The organism is Caballeronia sp. DA-9 (assembly GCF_051615025.1).
GTDB classification, from domain to species: Bacteria; Pseudomonadota; Gammaproteobacteria; order Burkholderiales; family Burkholderiaceae; genus Caballeronia; species Caballeronia sordidicola.
This window is the reverse complement of record NZ_CP195131.1, coordinates 965,459-982,767: the sequence shown is the minus strand read 5'-3', so window position 1 is coordinate 982,767 and position 17,309 is coordinate 965,459. Positions and strand designations below refer to the sequence as shown.

Annotated in this window: 19 protein-coding genes; 11 read left to right on the top strand and 8 right to left on the bottom strand. The window is 59.5% G+C overall.

What is annotated here, in order from left to right; genetic code table 11:
• Positions 1-291 precede the first annotated feature (291 nt).
• The 3 genes from ACRWA7_RS04410 to ACRWA7_RS04400 are packed head-to-tail and all read left to right on the top strand — an operon-like array spanning position 292 to position 2,622.
• Positions 292-1,275 carry a polysaccharide deacetylase family protein gene (locus tag ACRWA7_RS04410; RefSeq protein ID WP_438390226.1) on the top strand — a complete coding sequence of 328 codons (984 nt, stop codon included), beginning with the start codon at positions 292-294 and terminating at the stop codon, positions 1,273-1,275.
• On the top strand, positions 1,272-1,994 hold the full coding sequence (locus ACRWA7_RS04405; RefSeq protein WP_438390225.1) for a GntR family transcriptional regulator: 723 nt from the start codon (positions 1,272-1,274) through the stop codon (positions 1,992-1,994). The genes ACRWA7_RS04410 and ACRWA7_RS04405 overlap by 4 nt, the downstream gene beginning before the upstream one ends.
• Positions 1,995-2,031: 37 nt before the next feature.
• Positions 2,032-2,622: a flavin reductase family protein gene (locus ACRWA7_RS04400; protein ID WP_060857368.1), complete on the top strand. Its 591-nt coding sequence runs from the start codon at positions 2,032-2,034 to the stop codon at positions 2,620-2,622.
• Positions 2,623-2,638: 16 nt separating this feature from the next.
• Here ACRWA7_RS04400 and ACRWA7_RS04395 read toward each other — a convergent pair whose 3' ends face one another.
• From ACRWA7_RS04395 to ACRWA7_RS04370, 6 genes are all read right to left on the bottom strand, one after another.
• Complete coding sequence (locus tag ACRWA7_RS04395; RefSeq protein WP_060857367.1) at positions 2,639-3,388, bottom strand: YoaK family protein; 750 nt, start codon at positions 3,386-3,388, stop codon at positions 2,639-2,641.
• A gap of 45 nt (positions 3,389-3,433) precedes the next feature.
• Positions 3,434-4,216: a fumarate/nitrate reduction transcriptional regulator Fnr gene (gene fnr, locus ACRWA7_RS04390; RefSeq protein WP_060857366.1), complete on the bottom strand. Its 783-nt coding sequence runs from the start codon at positions 4,214-4,216 to the stop codon at positions 3,434-3,436.
• A gap of 296 nt (positions 4,217-4,512) precedes the next feature.
• The gene (locus ACRWA7_RS04385) at positions 4,513-5,160 is read right to left on the bottom strand and encodes a response regulator (RefSeq protein ID WP_438390224.1); all 648 of its coding nucleotides are present in this window, start codon (positions 5,158-5,160) and stop codon (positions 4,513-4,515) included.
• Positions 5,161-5,366: 206 nt separating this feature from the next.
• Positions 5,367-6,215, bottom strand: coding sequence for a universal stress protein (locus ACRWA7_RS04380; protein ID WP_438390223.1), 849 nt, complete (start codon positions 6,213-6,215; stop codon positions 5,367-5,369).
• Positions 6,212-6,709 carry a universal stress protein gene (locus tag ACRWA7_RS04375; RefSeq protein WP_438390222.1) on the bottom strand — a complete coding sequence of 166 codons (498 nt, stop codon included), beginning with the start codon at positions 6,707-6,709 and terminating at the stop codon, positions 6,212-6,214. Before ACRWA7_RS04375 ends, ACRWA7_RS04380 begins: the two co-directional genes overlap by 4 nt.
• Positions 6,710-6,726: 17 nt before the next feature.
• Positions 6,727-7,575: a universal stress protein gene (locus ACRWA7_RS04370; RefSeq protein WP_438390221.1), complete on the bottom strand. Its 849-nt coding sequence runs from the start codon at positions 7,573-7,575 to the stop codon at positions 6,727-6,729.
• A 283-nt stretch (positions 7,576-7,858) separates the two neighbouring features.
• Here ACRWA7_RS04370 and ACRWA7_RS04365 point away from each other — a divergent pair, with 283 nt between their 5' ends.
• From ACRWA7_RS04365 to ACRWA7_RS04355, 3 genes are all read left to right on the top strand, one after another.
• Positions 7,859-8,410, top strand: coding sequence for a carboxymuconolactone decarboxylase family protein (locus ACRWA7_RS04365; protein WP_438390220.1), 552 nt, complete (start codon positions 7,859-7,861; stop codon positions 8,408-8,410).
• A 119-nt stretch (positions 8,411-8,529) separates the two neighbouring features.
• On the top strand, positions 8,530-9,378 hold the full coding sequence (locus ACRWA7_RS04360) for a helix-turn-helix domain-containing protein (RefSeq protein WP_438390219.1): 849 nt from the start codon (positions 8,530-8,532) through the stop codon (positions 9,376-9,378).
• A gap of 79 nt (positions 9,379-9,457) precedes the next feature.
• Positions 9,458-10,513 carry a porin gene (locus ACRWA7_RS04355; RefSeq protein WP_438390218.1) on the top strand — a complete coding sequence of 352 codons (1,056 nt, stop codon included), beginning with the start codon at positions 9,458-9,460 and terminating at the stop codon, positions 10,511-10,513.
• Here ACRWA7_RS04355 and ACRWA7_RS04350 read toward each other — a convergent pair.
• Together ACRWA7_RS04350 and ACRWA7_RS04345 are read right to left on the bottom strand one after the other, a co-directional pair.
• Complete coding sequence (locus ACRWA7_RS04350) at positions 10,510-11,481, bottom strand: threo-3-hydroxy-L-aspartate ammonia-lyase (protein ID WP_438390217.1); 972 nt, start codon at positions 11,479-11,481, stop codon at positions 10,510-10,512. The two genes, ACRWA7_RS04355 and ACRWA7_RS04350, sit on opposite strands and share 4 nt — an antisense overlap.
• Before the next feature lie 52 nt (positions 11,482-11,533).
• Complete coding sequence (locus ACRWA7_RS04345) at positions 11,534-12,181, bottom strand: helix-turn-helix transcriptional regulator (protein ID WP_438390216.1); 648 nt, start codon at positions 12,179-12,181, stop codon at positions 11,534-11,536.
• Between the two features lie 95 nt (positions 12,182-12,276).
• Here ACRWA7_RS04345 and ACRWA7_RS04340 point away from each other — a divergent pair, with 95 nt between their 5' ends.
• The 5 genes from ACRWA7_RS04340 (at position 12,277) to ACRWA7_RS04320 (ending at position 17,256) form a co-directional block, all read left to right on the top strand.
• Positions 12,277-12,669, top strand: coding sequence for a carboxymuconolactone decarboxylase family protein (locus tag ACRWA7_RS04340; RefSeq protein ID WP_438390215.1), 393 nt, complete (start codon positions 12,277-12,279; stop codon positions 12,667-12,669).
• A 493-nt stretch (positions 12,670-13,162) separates the two neighbouring features.
• Entirely contained in the window at positions 13,163-13,981 is an 819-nt protein-coding gene (locus ACRWA7_RS04335; RefSeq protein WP_438390214.1) for an ABC transporter substrate-binding protein, read from the top strand.
• A 97-nt stretch (positions 13,982-14,078) separates the two neighbouring features.
• Positions 14,079-14,804 (top strand): amino acid ABC transporter permease, encoded by a 726-nt coding sequence (locus ACRWA7_RS04330; RefSeq protein ID WP_438391052.1) that lies wholly within the window; start codon positions 14,079-14,081, stop codon positions 14,802-14,804.
• Positions 14,801-15,538: an amino acid ABC transporter permease gene (locus ACRWA7_RS04325; protein WP_438390213.1), complete on the top strand. Its 738-nt coding sequence runs from the start codon at positions 14,801-14,803 to the stop codon at positions 15,536-15,538. The genes ACRWA7_RS04330 and ACRWA7_RS04325 overlap by 4 nt, the downstream gene beginning before the upstream one ends.
• A 500-nt stretch (positions 15,539-16,038) precedes the next feature.
• Positions 16,039-17,256, top strand: coding sequence for an acyl-CoA dehydrogenase family protein (locus ACRWA7_RS04320; RefSeq protein WP_438390212.1), 1,218 nt, complete (start codon positions 16,039-16,041; stop codon positions 17,254-17,256).
• Positions 17,257-17,309: the final 53 nt, after the last annotated feature.

Here is a 17,309-nt window from a genome sequence, read left to right as displayed (position 1 = left end):
GCGTTTCCTGATCGATAACTGCACCAAGGGCTGCGGCCGGCTGATGCACCGTGAATTGCAAGACACATGCCACTTTGTTCGTAGTGCATGGCGTTTCATGCAAACCATCGCCCCTATTGAATGTCGACGATATGGCGTGTAAATTGCACACGATTCAAAATCGATCTGTCGGCGATCCAGGACCGAAAGCCGCACGGTCACGGTGCGCCGACAGTCCGTGACAGTGCGCGATCCACCAAAAAGGTTCACGCGCAGCACGTTTCGTGTTGAGGTATTCGGGGGTTTTCGCACATGGTCATCATTCGTCACGCTGGCGCGTCGCACGGACCAGCGTTCGGTCCGCTCGCGACGCATGAGCGGTTTGCGTATCGCGCCATTTCCGATACCGATTCGTTTCGATGGCCGGGAGACACCGGACTTGCCGTTTATCTTGGCTTCAATATCGAGCACTTTGCGTTTGGCGAAGGACTGGGCGCGGCGCTTGGCCCCGTTTCGCCGCAACCCGATGTGCTCAACTACAGTTGGCGCGAATATGGAAACCGCGTAGGTGTATGGCGCTGCATGGAACTGTTCGATCAGCTCGGCCTGCCGTGCGGCACGCTGATCAACACGGCGCTCTATGATCATTGCCCCGATGTCATTGATGCATGTCTCGCGCGAGGCGACGAACTCATCGCGCATGGCCATACGAACGCGCAACGCCAGAGCGACCTGAACGAAGCCGATGAGCGTGCGTTACTGCTTCACTGCCGCGAGCGCATTGCGTCACATTCGGGGACGCCACCTTCGGGTTGGCTCTCGCCATGGATTTCAGAGTCGCACCTGACGCCAGACTTGCTCGCGGAAACGGGCTACGCTTACACGCTCAACTGGTGCCACGATGACCGCCCGGTTCGCATGGCGACGCGCGCCGGTTCACTATGGTCGATCCCGTATCCGCAAGAACTCAACGACTTGCCGATGATCATAGGCCGTCAGCTCGACGCACGCGCTTTTGCGGACATGATCATCGATCAATTTGACGAGATGCTCGATCAAGCCAGCAACAGCCGCCATAAGCAGGCGCTCGTGATGGGTATCGCGCTGCATCCTTACCTCGTTGGACAGCCGTACCGGTTGCGTCATTTGCGGCGTGCGCTTCGGCACATCGCGGCCGCGCGAGCGAATGGCGATGTCTGGATGACGACGCCCGGCGCGATTGCGCGTCATATGGACGAGATGGAACGCGCGGGGCTCACCGGCCCGGAACATGCCACTTTTCATGCACGAACATGACACCCAGACCCGCGCTTCGAGTCGCGCAAACGCCCGATACCTCCCAGGAAGACATCGACACACGCCTCTATCAGGCGATCTTCGACGGCGTGCTCAATCATCGCCTGACGCCCGGCACCAAGCTGCCGGAACCGGAGTTGTGCCAGTTGTTCGGTGTTGGCCGCGCGGTCGTGCGGCGCGTGCTGGAGCGGCTGGCTTACGAAGGTATCGTCTCGTTGCGTCCGAACAAGGGCGCCGTGATTGCCGAGCCAACGCCTGAGGAGACGCGCGAGATTTTCGAAGCGCGCCGGTCGCTGGAACGCATCCTGGTGGAACTTGCGGTGCAACGCGCAAGCGCGCGCGATATCGACGTATTGCGCCGCCAGCTTGCCGACGAACACGAAGCAATGCATCGATTCGATCAGCCGTCATGGGCACGGCTTGCCAGCGGCTTCCATTTGCGCATAGCGGAACTCGCGGGCAATTCGATTCTGCAGCGCTATCTGAGCGAACTCGTATCGCGATGCTCGCTGATTGTCGGCGTGTACGAGCCGCCGGGCAACGCGCCATGCGAGCACGACGAACACACGGCAATTGTCGATTGCATTGAAGCGCGCGACGCATCCGGCGCAATCAGCCGCATGGAAGCGCATCTTCGTGAGCTGGAAGAACGCATTGAAACGTCACGCATGCAAGGCGAGCAAAGTCTCGGGCAACTGCTTGGTCTGCTTCAACCCTGAACCACTTGCACGCTGCCTCAAACCTGAACGGGCCATCATGGAAATCGACTTCGAAGCCATTACGGAATATCAGCGCTACAAGCTCATGGCGAGCCTGATCGTGCCGCGGCCCATCGCGCTGGTCACCACGTTGAGCGCTACCGGCACGATCAACGCCGCGCCGTTTTCGATGTTCAACATGATGGGCGAGGAGCCGCCCATTGTGATGATCAGCATCAACCGTCTCGATGACGGCTCGCTCAAGGACACGGCCGTGAACATTGCACGCAGCCGCGAGTTTGTCGTGCATCTGAGCGACGAGGCGATGGCCGGGAAAATGCATCGCTGTGGTGAGCGCCTGCCGCCCGATGTCAGCGAGCTAGAGAAAGTCGGGCTGACGCCGGTTGCAAGCTCGTTCGTGGCGCCGCCGAGAATCGCAGAGGCACCTGTCGCATTCGAATGTACCTTGTGGGAGACGCTGGAAACCACGAGCCGGCACATCTTCATCGGGCGGGTTCACAGGTTGCACGCACGCGATGAACTCATCGATACTGAAACATGGCGCGTGCGGCTACAGCATTATTTTCCGGTCGGGCGGTTCGGTGCGAGCGACTACGTGAGCACGCGCGAGCGTTTCACGCTGGGTTGAATCAGCGCCCAAGCAATCAGCGCCGCTGGCCGACCAGATCGTCGACCAGCGGCACGACCGCCAGCATGACAAGCATGGCGGAAAGTGGAATGGTTGCGACGAAACCCACGTATTTGAATCCCATCGCGCCCGCAATCCCGCCGATAAAAAACATCCCGAGCAGCGACGCCAGCAGTGCGAGCTTCGCGCGGTCGGCCTTCACCGCCTTCATGCCGGGCGCATCTTTGGTTGCGTTCCAGTACACGAGCTTGCCCAGTTCTATACCCACATCCGTCACGAGCCCGGTCATGTGCGTGGTGCGGATTTCCGCCTTCGAGATTTTGGTGATCATCGCGTTCTGCAGGCCCATGACAAAGCAGAGCAGCGCGACGGTCGCCGGCACGAACAGGATCCGGTCCTGTTCCAGGTTGGCGCCGAGCAAGCCGAAGAAGAGCAGCAATGCGGCTTCCAGCAGCAAGGGCAACGCGTATTCGCTTTGCGCGCCGCGCCGCCGGCCCCAGTTGATCATGATCGCGGACGTGGCGGCCCCGGTCATGAAGGCCAGAAGCGAACTCAGGCCGGCCACGACAAGACCGGTTTCGCCAAGCGACAGGTTATCGGCGAGCGCGGACACCACGCCCGACATGTGGGACGTATATTGACCGACGGCGATAAAGCCGCCGGCATTCGCCGCGCCGGCTATGAAAGCCAGGCAACGCCCGAGACGCCGGTTGCTCTGGTCGGTGCGTTCGGGCCGCGTGAAGCTGCGCAGGTAATTCAGGGGCATGTGTTCCGCCATCGGCATGGCAGGCCGGGACCTGCGCGCGGCTGATCAGACTTCGGCGAGCCGCTCGCTATCGATAATCCGGATCTGCTTGCCGTTCGTATCCACGATCCGTTGCTTTTGCAGCTTCGAAAACATCCGGCTCACGGTCTCGAGCTTCAGCCCGAGATAACTGCCGATCTCCTCGCGGGTCATGCGCAGATTGAATTCTGCCGCCGAATAACCGCGTGCTTTCATACGCGACGAAAGATTCATGAGGAACGTGGCGAGACGCTGCTCGGCGGTCATGGTGCCAAGCATCATCATCAGCCCGGACTCACGTACTATCTCGCCGCTCATCATCCGGTGCACGTGCTGCTGCATGGCCTTGATGTCGTGGCAAAGCTCTTCGAGCAGATCGAAGGGGATCACGCAGACCTTGCTGTCCTCGAGCGCGACCGCGTCGCAGTTTTGCTCGTCGGAGCAAACACCGTCGAGACCCAACGGCTCGCCCGCAATGTGGAAACCTGTCACCTGCTCCTGTCCGTCACGATGCGCAATAACCGTCTTGAAGCAACCGGTGCGTACGGCATAGATGCTCTTGAACGCGTCGCCGGTCCGGTACAGCGTCTCGCCGCGCCGCACGAGCCGTGTCGAGCAGATGATCGCATCGAGCCTGCCAAGTTCGGCTTCGCTCAGTTGCGTCGGCATGCAGATGGCGTGCAGCGAACAGGCGGAGCAACGTGTATCGGGGCGGGAACTTGGCGAAAAGCCGGGAACGGCCGGACGTGCCGTGCGAGCCGAAGGTGGCGGGCTCGCAACTGAAGATGCGCAAGCAGTCGCTGAAGTCATGACGTCTTCCGTGAGTGGTGTTTGCATCAATGCGTTTGCGCGGCAATTCATACGGTGCAGTGTCCAACGCGCGCATCGGTACGCGCCACGGGTGTGTCGCGCAGAAGATTCAGCGGCTGATCGATGGGGTGCTTGCCGACGCGAGTCGATGACCCCGGAATCGGCCGACGCTCAGTGAGGAAGTATGGTCCACTCTGTCTCAAAATAAAATCAGCGAGCGGCGTCAGACAATGTAGGGATTCAAGAATTCATGTAGGAAATGGACTACAAAAAACGTGAACGCCAGACTGTGGCGCTCAGGTTTCGTGGTCGTCTTCGAAGAGCTTGTGCCGCACGGCGTAGCGAATCAGCGCTGCGTCATGCGGCATCTGCATCTTGTCGAGAATCCGGGTCTTGTAGGTGCTGATGGTCTTGGCGCTGACCGACAGCGCCTGGGCGATCTGCGTGATCGTTTCGCCGCCCGCGATGCGCCGGAATACCTCGAACTCGCGGTCCGAAAGACGATGATGCGGCAGGTCGTCGCCATGCTCGTTCAGACTTTGCGCAAGCCGTTCGGCCATTGTCAGGCTCACGTACACGCCGCCCGATGCAATCTTGTTCACCGCCGCGACCAGTTCGGCGCTCGCGCTTTCCTTCGTCAGATAACCCGACGCACCGGCTCTGAACGCGCGTACCGCGTATTGCTGTTCGGCGTGCATGGTCAGGACCAGCACGCGCAGCGCCGGTTTTTCGTCCTTGATCTGCTTGAGCAGTTCAACGCCGTTGCGCCCCGGCATGGACAGGTCGAGGACGAGCACGTCCGCCGTGGTGTCGCGGATCATTGCGAGGGTCGTGGCGCCGTCGCTGGCTTCGCCCGCCACCTCCACGCCGCTTGCGCGGTCGAGGATATGGCGCAGTCCGTCGCGAACGAGCGCATGGTCATCGGCTAACAGGACACGGGTCATTGCAGGAAATCTTCTTCAGTGCGTTCGGGGAAAAGTTGCGCGCGTCGGGTTTTCCCGTCCGAACGGGGCTCGCGGACGGTAAAAAAGATGCCCGCGAAATAGCGGGCATTAAGAATTGCGTACGGATACTGAGTCACGCGCGCAACACTGGTTCTTGAGACGTCAACTAGACATTAACGAGACATTAATGAGACGTTAATGTCTCGTTAATGGGACATTAGCACGGCTGCGGTCATACTTTTTAACAAAGTTCGGGTAACGCCGCCGAGAACGCGTTCCTGAAACCGCGCATGTCCGTACGCTCCGAGCACCAAAAGTCCCGCGCTGGTATCGGCCAGCACATTGAGCAGGGCCGCGCCCGTGCTCACGCCCCACACGTGCGGAATCGATAAAACGCCGGCCCGCACCCGGTGGTGCCCGAGGTAGGCGGCGAGCGCGTGTCCGGCGCGCTCCGGCGTTCTGGCGCTTTCATCGCTCGTGGCGCGAGGCTGCTCGATGGTCACGATCTGCACTGAATGCGCAAGCCGGAGAACGGGAAGGGCGTCCGCTACCGCGCGTGCCGCAGCCCGGCTGCCGTCCCACGCAATGAGCGCTGTCTCGCCAAAACGTTCGATGCGGCCGGCATACGGAAGCAGGATTGCCGGCCGCCCGCAGCTCATCACGAGGTCTTCGGGGAAATGCTTGCCAATGTACGCAGCCGGGTCTGCCGGATCCGGCTGGCCAAGGACGATCACATCGGCGTGGCGCGCGTGGAGGATCGCGGTATCGGCGGGCGGCCCGATGGGTGCGCGCCATTCCGATGTGCAACCGGACAGGCGGGTCGCCGAGAGAAAATGGTCGTGCGCCCGTTCAAGGCGCGCTCTCGCCTGTGCCTCCTGGACCGCGAGGTTGAGGCTTTCTTCCACGTTCAGGAAGGGCCGCAGCGCGTCCTGGCAGACCACGTACAAGCCGATCAGATGCGCATTGTGCTTGAGGGCGAGATCGACAGCGAAGTCGACCCGCGTGCGACTGCGCCGGCTGTCATCTATATGTACAAGGACGGTCTTGTAGCTCACGGTGTTGCCCCCGTGACGTCCGGTTCCTTTTGCGGCGGCGAATCATGCGGGATCAGCAGCACCGGCCGCGTCGAAATGCGCACGAAGTGCTCGGCGACGCTGCCGAGGACGAGCCGCCGCCAGCCGCGCCGTCCATGCGTGCCCATCACCACGAGATCGGCCTCGAAATCTACTGCGGCATGCTCGATGCGCTGCGCGATGTCGTCGCGAAGCGGCTCGACTTCAATCAGGCTGGTCGAGCCCTTGCTGTCTTCAATGCCCCCGCGGCGCATCTTCGCGGCGGCATCGGCCAGCACGTGCTTGCCTTCCTCGACGAAAGCGGCGCGCACCGGCACGGGATCGAACGCCGCGCTGGAATATGACAGCGGCGGGACATCGACCACATAGACCGGTCTTAACTCCGCGTTGTGCTCGCGCGCCAGTTCGATCGCGGCGTCAAGGGCGCGCGCGGACGTTTCGCTGCCATCGACTGGCGCGAGAATTCGCTTATACATGGGTATTGTTCCTGTAATCAATGCGACATCAGTACAGGCACGGTCATTGACTGGAACATGCTGCGCGTGGCGCCGCCCATGACCAGTTCCTGCCAGCGGGAATGACCGTAAGCGCCCATCACGATCAGATCCGCGCCCAGTTGCGATGCCTGCGAAAGCAACAGTCGCCCGGCTGGCGTGTTCTCTGCCCGGTCGATCCGGTCAAGCTGGACCACGTCCGCTTTGACGTTATGCCGGGCGAGGACGAGTGCAATGTCGGCGCCGGGAATACGGTTGCCGCGTGTCGTGTCGCGGGGCTCGTCGACCGTCACCACGGTGGTCCGCGTGGCGCGTTTCAGCAGCGGTAACGCGTCATGCACCGCGCGCACGGCCTCGCGGCTGCCGTTCCACGCAACCAGTGCGTTTGCGCCGAATGTATCGAATTCGCCTGCGTACGGATAGAAGAGCACCGGCCTGCCTGCTTCCATCACGAGGGTTTCCGGAAAGTGATCGGCGATAAACGACTCCGGATCGTTCGGATCTTCCTGGCCGGCAATGACGAGATCCACACATCGGGCGAGGCGTACCACGTCACTGGTCGGATCGCCGGTACTTTCGACCCAGCTTCCCGTAACACCCGCATTTCCCAGTTCCGCGTGAAAGGCCTGTTCAAGCGCGTTATGGCGTTCCTGGCGGAGAGTGCGATGGTCCTCGTAGTACTCGGAATATCCTGCCATGACGTAGAACGTGCGCGGGTCCGGCGTGAAGCACGACAGCGCGCCCGTGAGATGTGCGCCATATTGCCGGGCAAGCCGCAACGCAAAACTCAGGCGTGCCGGGGAACGTGAGCTCGTGTCGAGCTGGACCAGGATGCTTGTATAGCTCATCGGAAGAACTCCGTTGGTGAGTGAGCCGAGGGCTTCGCGCTGCCATCGGTTCGGTAGGCGGTGCCTGCAAAAAAGTCTATGAGCCCGCCACGTTCATCCGTTGATGTAGATCAACGCTCTCGCTGACAAGCGTGCGGCGGCATCGCCGATAACCGCTGCCTTATTACATCGGAGGTAATTGAACATATTCGGGCGCTCCCTAAGATGAGAGTCATCGCCTGGCGCGGCGCGGAGCATCAGAGCGCAAAGGCGGTCGTTTTTACATCTCTCAAAGGAGTTGGCAATGCATCATTTTTCTCTTCATACAGTTGAATCGGCACCCGAACAATCCAGGCCGACACTCGCGGCCCTCGTCAAGAAATTCGGCTTCCTGCCGAACGTCATGGCGACAATGGCCGCCAACCCGGTCTTGCTCAATGGCTTTGCAGGCAGCTTCGGAAGTTTTCACGGCGGAAGTCTGGACGAGTGCGAGAAACAGACCTTGCTGCTGACGAACGCAGTCACCATCAAGTGTCCGTGGACGGTCGCGGCCCACTCCACCTTTGCGCTCGAAGACGGCATGGACGAGGCCGATGTCAACGCCATTCGCGCCGGGAAATTGCCGGCCGATCCGAAATACGCGGCGCTTTCGGGCATGAGCCAGGCGCTGATCAAGAAGCGGGGCAATGTAAGTGAGGAGGACATCGAGCGGTTTACATCGGCTGGATATTCTCCGCTTCAGATCTTCGAGGTGATCACGAGCATTGGCGTGTCGACCATGGCTGCAACAACAACCAACATGGCGGGCACGCCGGTCGAGGATCGCTTCAAGGCTCAGGCCTGGGTTCCTGCATAAACCCTGGAGCACACGCATGATCCCGCTCGCGCGGGGTCATGCGCGAGATGCCCAGTGGGTTTGGACGTATTCTTGCTAACCGAGCTTTTCAACCGAGTCTCGCATTGAACGAATCTCCGATGAAGCCCTCGCCTCGCACCACGAAACCCGTTACCGAACTTGGCACGCTGCTGCGCCAATGGCGAAGCACGCGCGGCAGGAGCCAGTTCGATCTGTCGCTCGATGCCGGGGTATCGCAGCGGCATGTGAGTTTCATTGAAAGCGGCCGGAGCGCGCCGAGCCGCCAGACAGTTATCAACCTTGCACAGGCGCTCGACATTCCGCTTCGGGAGCGCAACACGTTGTTGCTTGCGGCGGGCTTCGCGCCCATTTATTCGGAAGGCGCGTGGGACGCTGACGAGATGCAGAGCGTCACGCGTGCGCTCGCGCGCATGTTGAAACAGCACGAGCCGTTTCCGGCGGTCGTCATGGACCGCTACTGGAATGTGCTTTTGCCCAACGACGCTGCGCCGCGCTTCTTTAACGGTTTCATCGATCTGAACGCGCGCAAGAGCCCGCGCAACATGTTGCACCTGATGTTCGATCCAAACGGCATGCGGCCGTTCATCGCGAACTGGGACGCGGTGGCGAAGAGCCTGATCCAGCGTGTGCATCGCGAATCGGTCGGGCGGGTTGTCGATGAAAAGACCCGTGAGCTGCTAGCCGATCTGCTTGCCTATCCCGGAGCGAAAAGCGGCTGGGAATCGCCCGACATGCTCAATGCAGGACCGGCCACGCGCACTATGCCCGTCATCCCCATCAGTTTCATGAAAGACGGTACAACGCTCAATTACTTTTCCATGGTCACGACCGTTGGCACGCCGCAAACGGTCGCCGCCGAGGAACTGCGGATCGAATCCATGTTTCCAGCGGACGATGCAACCGAGGCGCTTCATCTGCGAATGCCGGGCGACGTTCACGCAGCTTGAGCGCGGCGACTGCTTTTTGGTTGTCGTGGCACGGCTGTTAAAGTTGCGCATTCCACGCCACGGACCCGTTTCGACCACGATGAACCTTTGTCCCCGGCACCACGCGGCGGCTCGCTGCTTGCGCATCTTCAAACCCGGGCTGTCGTGCGTGCCGCTCGTTCTCGCGGCTGCCGGCGCGGTGCATGCGCAGGGCACGGTCACGCTTTACGGCACGATCGATACAAGCGTAGAAGTCACCAATCCGGGCAACGGCTGGACCCCGCGCATGGACTCCGGTGCTTACCGGGGATCGCGCGTCGGGTTGCGAGGAAACGAACCGATAGGCGCAGGAACCAGCGTGATCTTCGACCTGGAGAATGGCTTTGGTTCGACCAACGGCAGTCTCGACACGCCGGGCAGCATTTTCAACCGGCAAGCCTGGGTCGGCTTTGACGCGCCCTGGGGGCAGACGCGCTTCGGCCGCCAATACTCGCCGCTCTACATACCGTTCAAGGGCGGACTCGACGCATTCGGCGCGGGCACGATCGGCTCGGGCCTGAACAATCTTTCGAAGATCACGCCCTACACGGACAACGCGTTCACGTGGATCTCGCCAACCATTGCCGGTTTCGATGTCACTGGCATGTACGCATTGCGCGATCCGGGCGACGGCAATGGCATAGGCGGTTACTACGTGACGGCGAACTATTCGCTCGACAAGTTGCGCCTCTCGTATGCCCGGCAGCAAACGCATGGCGACGCCGGCTTGCGCGCCAATTTCGCGGGCGTCTCGTATCTGTTCGGGCCGGTGCACGCATACGCAGCCATCTTCAACGGCGACGGCGGCAGTCCGCGTTATCACGACGACGGCGTGTCGATATCTGCTTCGTGGGATTTATCGACCCAGGCTCGCGCGTCGCTGGGATTCGCTCATGCGCGCGATCGCAGCGGCCAGGGCAACAACGCCGATCAGTTCAGCGTGGCGTTCGAATACACGCTGTCGCGTTCCGTGGTTCTTTATTTCACCGCTGCGGATCTGGAAAACCGCGGCAACGCGCAGTTCGTATTGCGAGGCGTGAACGTGACCGGATTGCCCGTAGCGTATCCGGGCGCGCCGGTGCGTGGTGTGCAGGCGGGCATGATAGAACGGTTCTAGTGTTGCAGCATCAACTCGCTGAACCGGTCCAGATCGACATTGCCGCCGCTCAGTACGATGCCAACGCGTTTGCCTTTCAAACTGGCTTTCATCTGTCTTGCCGCCGCGAAACCAAGGCAACCGGTCGGCTCGACAATCAGCTTCATGCGGGACGCAAGGAAACGCATGCAGTCGATGAGTTCCGCGTCGCTCGCCGTCAATACGTCGGTCACGTCGCGACGGATGACCGGAAAAGTGTAGTTGCCCAGATGCTGGGTTTGCGCGCCATCGGCGATGGTCTTGGGTGTTTCGATATGCACGATGGAACCCGAGCGGAACGACTGCTGCCCGTCGTTTCCCGCTTCGGGCTCGACTGCATACACCGCGCAATCCGGCGACAACGCGCGCGTGGCGAGCGCCGAACCGGAGATCAGTCCGCCACCGCCGAGGGGCGCGAAAAGGGCGTCGAGCGGACCGGTTTCCTCGAAGAGTTCCTTGGCGGCGGTGCCCTGTCCGGCGATGACGTCAGGATGATCGTAGGGCGGAATAAGCGTCAGGCCGTGTTTGCCGGCAAGTTCGCGCCCGATCTGCTCGCGGTCTTCCTTGTAGCGGTCATAGATCACGACGTTGCCACCATAACCCTTGGTGGCTACGACTTTTGCAGCCGGGGCGTCGTGCGGCATGACGATTGTGGCGGGCATGCCGAGCAGCTTTGCGGCCAATGCGATGGCCTGCGCGTGATTGCCGGACGAGAAAGCGACCACGCCTGCGCGCCGCTGGTGTTCGTCGAATCTGGATAACGCGTTGAATGCGCCGCGAAACTTGAATGCGCCCATTCGCTGCAGGTTTTCGCACTTGAAGAAGACTTCGGCGCCAAGTTCTTCATTGACCATCTTCGACGTGAAGACCGGTGTTCTATGTGCATAACCCTCGATGCGCGCCGCGGCGGCGAGAACGTCATCGAAAGTGGGAAGGGTCAGTGTATTCATAGGAAAGGTTCACTCAACGGGTTATGGACCGGCCGGAAAAAATACCTGCATTTCATTTCGTGTCGTTATATACCGTGGCCCGCGACACGCCCAGATGCTGCGCGATGATCTCCATGGACCGGCGCACTTCGAGGTATCCGGCTTCCTTGAGTTCCTGCATCAAGGTGCGCCGTTGTTCTGTCTTGAGCGACTGCGGCGTGGTAGCAAGCCCGATTGCGAACTGGTCGATCCGCTCTCGTATTGTTTCCGCATTCGCCGGATCGAGCGACTCTTTTATGGCCGCGCCGTTTGCGCTGCAAAACTGGTTCAGGATGTCCTGTATGCCGCGAAACAGCGTAACGTCGATGTTCAGGCAGAGCGCAGCAATATAATGCCCCTTTGAGTCCTTTATGCCGACTGATGTGCTCTTCGCGCGCCGGCCATCGGCAAACTGGTTGGTGTAATTGGCGAGCACCTGGGGATAATTTTTGTCCGCGATGCGCGCAAGCCCGAGTTCCGTTGCAGGATCACCAACTTCTCTGCCAGAGAGATTATTGTGAATGGCAAGAATGGAGTGTTCGGGCGTTCGCAGGTCGTGCACGACGATTTCACAAAAGGGTGCGAAGGTTGCGCCGAGTCCTTGGGCGATCTGCTTGATTTGCTCGACGAGCGATTCCTGCTCGGAGTTGGGCGGAGGACGTTTGCGCGAGGAGTCTTTCACGCTGGACATTTTATCCAGAGTTGTTTGTTTTGTATATATTAGTCGAGCGTTACCTGGAAAATTCGTCAAAGCATTTTCTTATTATCGGAGGATTGATGAGCCAGATGAAACCTGTTGAATATGCTGAGGCTTCGCCTGAAGTAAGGGCTGTTTACGATGACATAAAGGAGAAGCGGGGCGTGCCGGACGTCAATAATTTCTGGAAGTTCGTGGCGCAGCATCCTCCTACGCTGGCGCGTACGTGGGACAGCGTGAAAGATGTCATGGCGCCGGGTGCGCTTGATCCGCTGATCAAGGAGTTGTTGTATGTGGCGGTGAGTGTGACGAATAACTGTGGTTATTGCGTGGCGAGTCATTCGGCGGCGGCGCGCCGTGCGGGCATGACGGACGAAATGTTTGGCGAATTGATGGCAGTGGTTGGAATGGCGAACGAGACCAACAGGCTTGCTGTGGGATACCGGATTCCGATTGACGCCGCATTTGAATGAGGGGAAGAGAACGGGTTGGGCGCGCGTGGACTAGCCCGAGAACACTGGTGGCGAAGCGTGTGGATGTAGGGATACGGAGGGGGAGGGTTTCAAGTGTTGGTAGTTATGGCGACAACGGTTCTTTTGAAGTCCCAAGCAGATGAAACTGCACGCTTGGTCCACTTAAGAATTAGCGGTTGAAAGGCGTTTTCTTTGCTTCGTTTCTTTTTCGCCGTTGGAAAAAGAAATGAAGTCCCGCCACGGACAGTGGCTAACAGTGCAAAAAATGACAGCTAAAACAAACCGCGCGAAGACCTGAACAGCAACAACCCCAACACAAACTACCCCCTAACCCCCAAGTGCGAACGAACCCCAATTCGATTATTCCAACCGCCGCTTAGCACCCCACGAATCGATGGTTCGCACAAGCCCGACGCGCTGCTAAATTGACGGCGTGCATCCCACGCGCTGCACCGCATTTCTCGCCCAAACAATTTCCGCAGATCAAACCATAATGAAAATCAAACTTCTCACCGCGGCTCTGACGGGGTCATTGCTATTGATATCGAGCGTCGCGCACGCTGACCGCCTCGACGACATCAAGAAATCCGGCGTGCTTCGCGTCGCTACCTTCGACAGCAACCCGCCATTCGGTTTCGTTGATCCGAAGACCAACAAGATTGTCGGACTCGACGTGGACTACGCCAAGGCCGTCGCCGACAAGCTTGGCGTCAAACTCGAGATCCAGCCGACCAATCCTGCCAACCGCATTGCGTTCCTGACATCGAAGAAAGTGGATCTGGTGTTCGCCAACTTCACCATCACCGATGAACGCAAGAAGGAAGTCGATTTCAGCACGCCGTACTTCGCCTCGGGCACGCAGTTCATCGCCAAGAAAGGCACGCTCAAGTCGCCGGAGCAATTGAACGATCTGCGCATCGGCGCCGACAAGGGAACCACGAACGAGCAACAGGTCCGCACCCAGTTCCCGCGCGCGACCATCGTGGCATACGACGACACACCTTTCGCATTTGCCGCGCTTCGAACGGGCAATGTGCAGGCGATCACGCAGGACGGCCCGAAGCTCGTGGGCTTGCTTGCCAACGTACCGGACCGCGACAAGTACGAAATTCCGGCCTTCACCATATCGAACGACTATGAAGGCGTGGGCGTTCCTAAGGGTGAGCCGCGCCTGCTGAGCTTTGTCAATGACACGCTCAAGGGTCTTGAAGCAAATGGTTCGGCCGGTCACATTTATGATCAGTGGTTCGGGCCGAAAAGCGCCGCACCGTTGCCACGTTTGTTCAAGATCGGTGATCCGCAAAAGAGCTGATCGCGGCGCGTCTGACGAAGCCCGGTTCGACCGCAAACGGTCGAACCGGGCGTGCCATGTAAACTTTCCATTCGTGTGTAGCTAGCTGATGATTCCGATGAACGGATGGCTCGCGCCCAAATACCTGACATGGCTGATTCAGGGCTTCGGCATGACGCTTGGGTTGTCGGTGCTGGTGATCGTCGCGGCGACCGGTTGCGGTTGCTTGCTGGCGCTTGCCCGCACTTCGCGTGCGGCGCCTTTGCGCCGTGTCGCCGCGCTTTATGTCCTGGTGTTTCGCAATTCGCCACTGATCGTGCAGTTGCTGTTCTGGTATTTTGGCGTGGCAACTCTGCTGCCCGACGCGACCATGACTTGGCTGAATACGCCCCATGTTGCAGATATAGGCGGCCTCAGATTGCATTGGCCGTCGTTCGAATTCGTGGCGGGATGGATCGGCCTGACCTGCTATTCGACCACGTTCATTGGCGAGGAGTTTCGATCCGGATTATCAGGCGTTCCATCCGGGCAGCATAATGCGGCAGCGGCCCTTGGACTGACTCCGCTCGCCGCGTTCTTCCTTGTGATCCTGCCGCAAGCGGTCAGGATCGCAACGCCGCCATTGTTCGGGCAGTACATGAATATCGTGAAGAATTCGTCGCTGACCATGGCGATCGGATTGGCGGAGCTGTCGTATTCATCTCGTCAGGTCGATACCGAAACCTTCAAGACGTTTCAGGCATTTGGCGCCGCGACCGTGCTTTATATATTGACTATCGCCATGCTGGAAGTGGCGCTTATCGTAATTCAGCGCAGCGGTGCGCGCGGCGTGGTGCGCCGATGAGCGACGCCTTCTCCGCCATTCTCGCGAACGTGCCATATTTGCTTGTGGGCTCTTTTCCAAACGGGCCGCTGGGCGGGGCGTCTTTGACGCTCGTGATGGCCGCGATTTCGGCCGTGTTGTCGGCTGCGCTCGGGCTGGCAGGCGGTATTGGACTTGCCATGACGCGTGGCGTGATCCATACGATCCTGCTCGCGTTGATCGGGTTCTTTCGCGCCATACCCGTATTAATGCTGATTTTCTGGACCTTCTTTCTATTGCCGGTCTTGCTTCACGTCGATGTGCCGGGCCTCGCGACGGTGGTCGCGGCGCTTGCGCTGATCGGCGGCGCGTATCTGTCGCATTCGGTTCATGCAGGCATTGTCGCTGTGGGGGACGGGCAGGCTCAGGCTGGATTGTCGCTTGGGCTCACACGCTGGCAATCCATGCGGTACGTGTTGCTGCCGCAAGCGGTTCGGATCATGGCGCCGTCGTTTGTTAATCAGTGGGTGTCGCTTGTTAAGGATACGTCGTTGGCGTATATCGTCGGGGTGCCGGAGCTCGCGTTTCTCGCGAATCAGGTCAATAGCCGGTTGATGATCTATCCAGTGCAAGTCTTTTTGTTTGTCGGGGCTCTTTATCTCGTCTTGTGTACGGCGCTTGATGCTTTCGCTAGTCGGGTTTTGATGAGGCGTCAGGGAGTTGTTGGGCTTCGTGCGCAAGCGAGGGGCGGGACTGTTGTTGCGTCGCCGGAGTAGTTTTGGGCGTTTGGAGTTGCTGCTCTTTGGGTCTTCGCGCGTTCGTTGTTCGTTGATATTTTTAGCACTGTTAGCCACTGTCCGTGGCGGGACTTCATTTCTTGGTCCTTCGGCGACAAAGAAACGAAGCAAAGAAAACGCCTTTCAACCGCCAATTCTTAAGTGTCCCCAGCGTGCAGTCTTGACGTTTTTGGTCCTTAAGTAGAACCGTTGCCGCCATAACCACCGGCACCTGAAACCCTTCGCTTCCGTATTCCTGCATCCACACGCTTCGCCACCAGCGGTCTCGGGCTAGTTCAAATGCTTAGCGTACCAATCGCCAAAATTTTGAGGGTTGCACTCTTAGCACCCGACGCGCCGTCCAATCCAGGCGCGTCGATAACATTATCCGGAATCAGTCGTTTTGAACCTTGAATAGCATCTCTATACTTTGATGCTTCAAGACAAGTTTCCTGCTCCCGCCGTCTGCGCCTGGCGCACATCACTCAAGGAATGAACGCATGACATCAGTGCAGGCAGCCGCCTCGACATCTCGGCTCCATGCCGCATTGGCCAACCTGGCAGCACTGGCAAACGAGATCGGCAAAGACAGCGCCGCGCGCGAATCACGGCGCGAACTACCATTCGACGGCTTCACCAAGTTCAGAAAATCCGGCCTCGGCTTGTTGCGTATTCCAGCGGAATGGGGCGGCCTCGGCGGCTCACTGCAAGACTTGTTCGAAGTGATCGCCACACTCGCCGCAAAAGAGTCCAATGTCGCGCACGCATTGCGTATTCACTTCGACATGACCGAGTCGCTATTGATCTCGCCAAGATCGGAATTCAACGACAAACAAATCCGCCGCGTACTGGAAGGCGCAATCTTCGGCGGCGCCTCAACCGAGCGCGGTACGTCGCGCCCCGGCGAAATCGGTACCGTATTGCGCCACGACGGCGACCACTTTCGCGTGAGCGGCAAAAAATATTATTCGACTGGAACCGCGTTCTCAGACTTTGCACGCATCAACCTCCAAAACGAAGAGAACGAATCCGTCAGCATCATCATTCCCGTCAACCGGGAGGGCGTGCACATTCTCGACGACTGGGACGGCATGGGCCAGCGAATGACAGCCAGCGGTAGCCTGGTCCTCGAAAACGTACAGGTCTTCGCGCACGAAGTCATGCAACGCGGCTCTACCACGCTTGCCGGCAGACACGGCGGCGCACTCCGGCAACTGCATCTGGTCGCGACCGCAGCCGGCATCGTGCGCAATGTGGTCGCGGACGCCGAACATTACGTGATCAAGCACGGGCGCCCCGTGCTGCACAGTCCAGCCGAATCAGCACGTACGGATCACTTCATCCAGCAAGTGGTGGGCGATCTGGCGGCTCACAGTCACGCAATCGATGCGCTGGTACAGCAGAACGCTCGCGTGCTCGATCGTTCAGCCGATGCCATTCGCAATCACAGCGACAACGCCGAGGCGCTCGTGCTGCAAGGCGCGCTCGCCACGGCGAAGACGCAGATCGTGGTCAGCAAACTCGCGCTGCACGCGGGAGAACGTCTGTTCGAGGCGGGCGGCGCATCGGCGACTTCCCGCGTACATAACTTCGATCGACATTGGCGCAACCTGCGAACGCTTTTCAGCCATAACCCACTGCTACACAAGGCACGTGTGATTGGCGATTACCAGTTGAACGGCGACACGACTCATCTGACCGAAGGGCGCGTGTTTTGATGCAGCAATGATCGAAACTTTTATTGGAGAATTCGCAGGCCGAGTGTTCGAGG